Here is a 5,383-nt window from a genome sequence, read left to right on the forward strand (position 1 = left end):
AGGTCATCCGAAGCCAGCGTCCAAGTGCCATCACCATTGTCAGTACCCGCCGACAAAGTCGCGCCTTCCGGCACGCCACTAATCGTGATGGTCAGGACTTCTGAACCGTCCATGAGGCCCGCATCAATATCCAGCGCAATAGCCGAATCTTCGTTACCCGAAGCATTCGATACTTCCAGCGTCGGGGCATCGGCAACTCCCAAGACCTCTACCGTGATCGTGCCATTACCAGATTGCGAACCGCGTGTAAGACGTATCGGGTCGGAGGTCGAGGCAGTGGAATCACCGTCAGTCGAGTGGGCAACAACAGAAAGATCGAATGATCCGCTATAGTTTTCGGGTGGAGTGATCGTCAGGCCTTCAAGGTCACCGGCTTCAAGAGTCCAGCTTCCATCACCATTATCGGTACCAGCAGACAAGCTTGCTCCGTCCGGAACACCACTGATCGTTACGGTCAGAACTTCACTATCATCGGTGAGGGATGCATCAATATCCAGAGCGATAGCTGAATCTTCGTTACCAGATGCATCAGACACATCAAGCAGTGGCCTGTCCGCAACGCCCGCAACATCGACCGTAATGACTCCAGTCGCACTTGCGATATCGGTTCCATCCGCAGATTGCGCAGTGACCGCAAGATCAAACGAACCACTATAATTGTGCGCCGGGCGTATCTTGAGCCCATCAAGGTCACCTGCCCCAAGAGTCCAGCTTCCATCACCATTGTTTGTGCCAGCCGACAGGATTGCACCATCCGGGACACCAGAAATGGTAACGGTCAATGTTTCGCTCGAATCCGATACACCGGCATCGATGTCCAGCGCAATTGTCCTGTCTTCGTATCCGCTTGCATCGGATACTTCCAGTGTCGGCGCATCGGCGACACCCGCAACATCAACCTTGATGCCGCCCGTTGTGGTCGCGACATCTCCGCCATCTGCCGACTGCGCGGTTACCGTCAAATCAAACGAACCGCTAAAATCATTCGCTGGCGTGATCGTTAGACCATTCAGATCCTCGGCAGACAGCGTCCAGGTTCCATCACCATTATCGGTTCCGGCAGACAGGGTAGCACCGTCAGGAACACCACTAATCGTCACAGTCAGAACTTCTGAGCCGTCCGTGAGACCCGTATCAATATCCAGCGCAATAGCCGAATCTTCGGAGCCACTTGCGTCAGAGAGCTCCAATGTCGGCGCATCAGCAACACCTGCGACATCAACCGTGATCGTATCCGTCGAAGTCGCAACGTCTTCACCATCCGCAGACTGCGCAGTAACTGTCAGATCAAATGATCCGCTGAAGTCATTCGCAGGCGTGATCGTCAGACCGTCAAGGTCATCCGAACCCAGCGTCCATGTACCGTCACCGTTGTCCGTGCCAGCCGACAAGGCGGCACCTTCTGGCACGCCGCTGATCGTGACACTCAGAACTTCGGAGCTATCCGTCAGGCCTGCGTCAATATCGAGCGCAATGGCCGAATCTTCGTTACCAGATGCATCCGAAACTTCCAGCCTCGGAGCATCGGCAACACCTGCAACATCAACCGTAATGCTACCTGTTGTGGTCGCAACATCGTTGCCATCCGCAGATTGCGCGGTGACCGTCAGGTCAAACGATCCGCTGAAATCATCCGCTGGTGTGATCGTCAGACCGTTCAGGTCAGCCGCCGACAAGGTCCAGCTGCCATCGCCGTTATCCGTACCTGCCGACAAGGCGGCACCTTCCGGAACGCCACTGATCGTAACGGTCAGGAGTTCAGATGCATCTGTCAGGCCTGCGTCAATATCAAGCGCAATGGCACTGTCTTCGGTGCCGGACACATTTGATACATCCAGTGTTGGCTTGTCCGCGACACCGGCGACAGCAATCGTAATGGTGTCGCTGATCGATGCCGTGTCGTTGCCGTCCTGCGATGTTACCGTGACGATCAGATCAAAGCTGCCGCTGTAATCACCACTCGGGGTGATGCTCAGGCCTTCGAGATCACTCGCATTCAATGTCCAGTTGCCATCGCCGTTATTGGTCCCAGCCGACAGGCTGGCCCCATCGGGAACACCGCTGATGGTGATGGTCATTGTTTCGCTGGTATCTGTCAGCCCCGCATCGACATCCAGACCAATCGCACTGTCTTCGCTGCCCGATGCATCCGACACGGTCAAAGTCGGTGTATCTGCAACTGCACTGACATCAACATTGATGATCTGGCTGGTCGATGCACTATCTTCGCCAGCACTTGAAGTTGCCGTAACGGCAAGATCGAATGTACCGCTGTAATCATCGGCCGGTGTAATCGTCAAACCTTCAAGGTCTACGGCCTCCAGCGTCCAACTACCGTCTCCGTTATGGGTTCCGGCAGACAGGGTGGCACCTTCGGGCACACCAGAAATGGTGATGCTCAGGATTTCGGTTGCGTCGCCAAGCGACGCATCAATATCAAGGGCAATCGCGCCGCCATCCTCGGCACCCGTGGCATCAGCGACATCCAGTGCCGGAGCCTCTGCCGCCGGGTTATAGAACGCACCATCGACATAAATTTCGAGATTCTCGATATTGCTGACCTCGACCCCGAGTGCGTCAAGCATCAGGCTGCCGCCCTCACCGCTTTCGACATGGGCTTTGAGGTCCTGCAATGCTTCAAGAACACCATCGCCTGAAAGCTGATCCGAACTCAGATAAAGCTTCAATGTATCGGTGTTTGAACCGCCATCGACAATCCCGGTTCCCTCTGCGCTCAGATCGACGGTGTAATTGATCTCGTCATTTCCGGCCTCGCCATAAAGGCTGTCATCGCCCGATCCTGTCAGCTTGTCGTTAGAACTACCGCCATAAAGCGTATCCGTGCCGTCACCCCCATCAAGGGTATCCTTGCCCGAACCACCCAGAATGGTGTCATTGCCTGCATCACCGTTCACGATATCATTGGCGTTCCCGGCTTCTATGTAATCATCACCGTCGCCACCCGAAATCGTATCTTTGCCGCCGCCACCATAAATGGTGTCGTTGCCAGCTCCGCCATAGACAATATCGTCAGAGCCTCCGGCTTCGACATAGTCATCGCCAGAACCCGCATCAATTATATCCTTGCCATTGCCGCCATAGATCGTGTCATCACCTGCGCCTGACGAAATTTTGTCATGGCCACCGGCCGCATCGATATAGTCGTTGCCATCACCGGTAATGATCGTATCGCGACCACCGGTGCCGAACACCGTATCATTCGGGTTGTCGATCACCTCGACGGTCAGGTTCTGCGAAACACTCTGGCTGTCATCGCCATCAACAGAAGTTGCGGTAACGCTCAGATCGAACGATCCGGAATAACTGTTGCCCGGTGTTATTGTCAGACCTTCAAGATCGGCTGAACTCAATGTCCATGTCCCGTCACCATTGTTGGTGCCCGCAGACAAAACCGCACCGTCCGGCACACCTGCGATTGTGACAGAAAGTGTCTCGGACGCATCCGTAAGGATCGCGTCGATATCAAGAGCGATTGCCGTACCTTCATCACCCGACGCATCAAGTACCTCAAGCAACGGCAAATCGGCAACCGCGGCAACATTGACCATGATCGTGTCGGAAACCGTCGCAATATCCACACCATCAGCAGATGTCGCGGTAATATCGATATCAAAACTGCCGCTGTAATTTTCTGGCGGTCGGATTGTAAGCCCTTCAAGCTCGGTCGAATTCAGCGTCCAGCTTCCGTCACCATTGTCGGTGCCAGCAGACAGGGTTGCCCCCTCCGGAACACCAGAGATCGTGATGGAGAGAACTTCGGAACCGTCCGTCAGACCGGCGTCGATATCCAGCGCAATAGCCGAATCTTCCAAACCACTGGCGTCAGAAATCTCCAATGTCGGAGCATCGGCAACGCCTGCAACATCAACCGTAATGCTGCCTGTTGTGGTCGCAACATCGTCACCATCCGCTGACTGCGCGGTCACCGTCAGATCAAACGATCCGCTGAAGTCATCCGCAGGCGTGAGCGTCAGACCGTTCAGATCCGCAGCAGACAATGTCCAACTGCCGTCACCATTATCGGTACCTGCAGACAAAGTTGCACCTTCCGGAACACCGGAGATGGTCACCGTCAGCACTTCGCTGGAGTCCGTCAGACCCGCGTCAATATCCAGCGCAATGGCAGAATCTTCGTTGCCAGATGCATTCGAAACTTCCAACGCCGGAGCATCGGCAACACCTGCAACATCAACCGTAATGCTGCCTGTTGTGGTAGCAACATCGTCATCATCAGCCGACTGCACCGTCACCGTCAGATCAAACGATCCGCTAAAATCATCCGCTGGTGTAATCGTCAGGCCTGCAAGCTGATCGGGACTTAGAGTCCAGCTGCCATCATCATTGTCAGTACCGGCAGACAAAGTTGCGCCTTCCGGAACACCGGAGATGGTCACCGTCAGTACTTCGCTGGAATCCGTCATACCCGCGTCGATATCAAGTGCTATGACAGAATCTTCCGAACCACTGGCATCAGAAACGTCCAATGTCGGCGCATCGGCGACACCGGTAACATCGACCGTGATTGAGCCGGTCGTGGTTGCGACATCAGAACCATCTGCCGACGTTGCGGTCACACCAAGCTCGAAGCTGCCGGAGAAATCGTCTGCTGGCGTGATCGTCAGACCTGCGAGCTGATCAGAACCAAGAGTCCAGGTGCCGTCACCGTTATCTGTTCCAGCAGACAAGGTCGCACCTTCCGGCACGTCACTAATCGTAACGGTTAGAACTTCGGAGCTATCGGTCAGGCCTACGTCTATATCCAGCTCAATGGCAGAATCTTCGTTGCCGGATGCATCCGAAACTTCCAGCGTCGACGCATCGGCGACACCGGCAACATCAACCGTAATGCTGCCTGTTGTGGTAGCAACATCGTCACCATCCGCTGACTGCACCGTCACCGTCAGATCAAACGATCCACTGAAATCATCCGCAGGTGTAATCGTCAGACCGTTCAGATCCGCAGCAGACAATGTCCAACTGCCGTCACCATTATCGGTTCCGGCAGACAAAGTCGCTCCATCCGGCACCCCGGAGATGGTTACAGTCAGAACTTCAGATGAATCTGTTAGACCAGCATCAATGTCGAGCGTGATGGCTGAATCTTCACTGCCAGATGCATTCGCAACATCAAGTGTCGGCGCATCGGCAACGCCTACAACATCAACCGTAATGCTGCCTGTTCTGGTCGCAACATCGTCACCATCCGCTGACTGCGCGGTCACCGTCAGATCAAACGACCCGCTAAAATCATTCGCTGGCGTAATCGTCAGACCATCAAGGTCATCCGAAGCCAGCGTCCAAGTGCCATCACCATTGTCAGTACCCGCCGACAAAGTCGCGCCTTCCGGCACGCCACTAATCG

Annotated in this window: 1 protein-coding gene; it reads right to left on the bottom strand. The window is 54.9% G+C overall.

Going from position 1 to position 5,383, the window contains the following annotated elements; translation table 11 throughout:
• Positions 1–5,383, bottom strand: a 5,383-nt coding sequence (locus tag AUP42_RS14260) for a beta strand repeat-containing protein (protein ID WP_231858299.1), incomplete at both ends; no start/stop codon positions are given.

The sequence above is a fragment of the Thalassospira lucentensis genome (genome assembly GCF_001613805.1).
Taxonomy (GTDB): Bacteria; Pseudomonadota; Alphaproteobacteria; order Rhodospirillales; family Thalassospiraceae; genus Thalassospira; species Thalassospira lucentensis_A.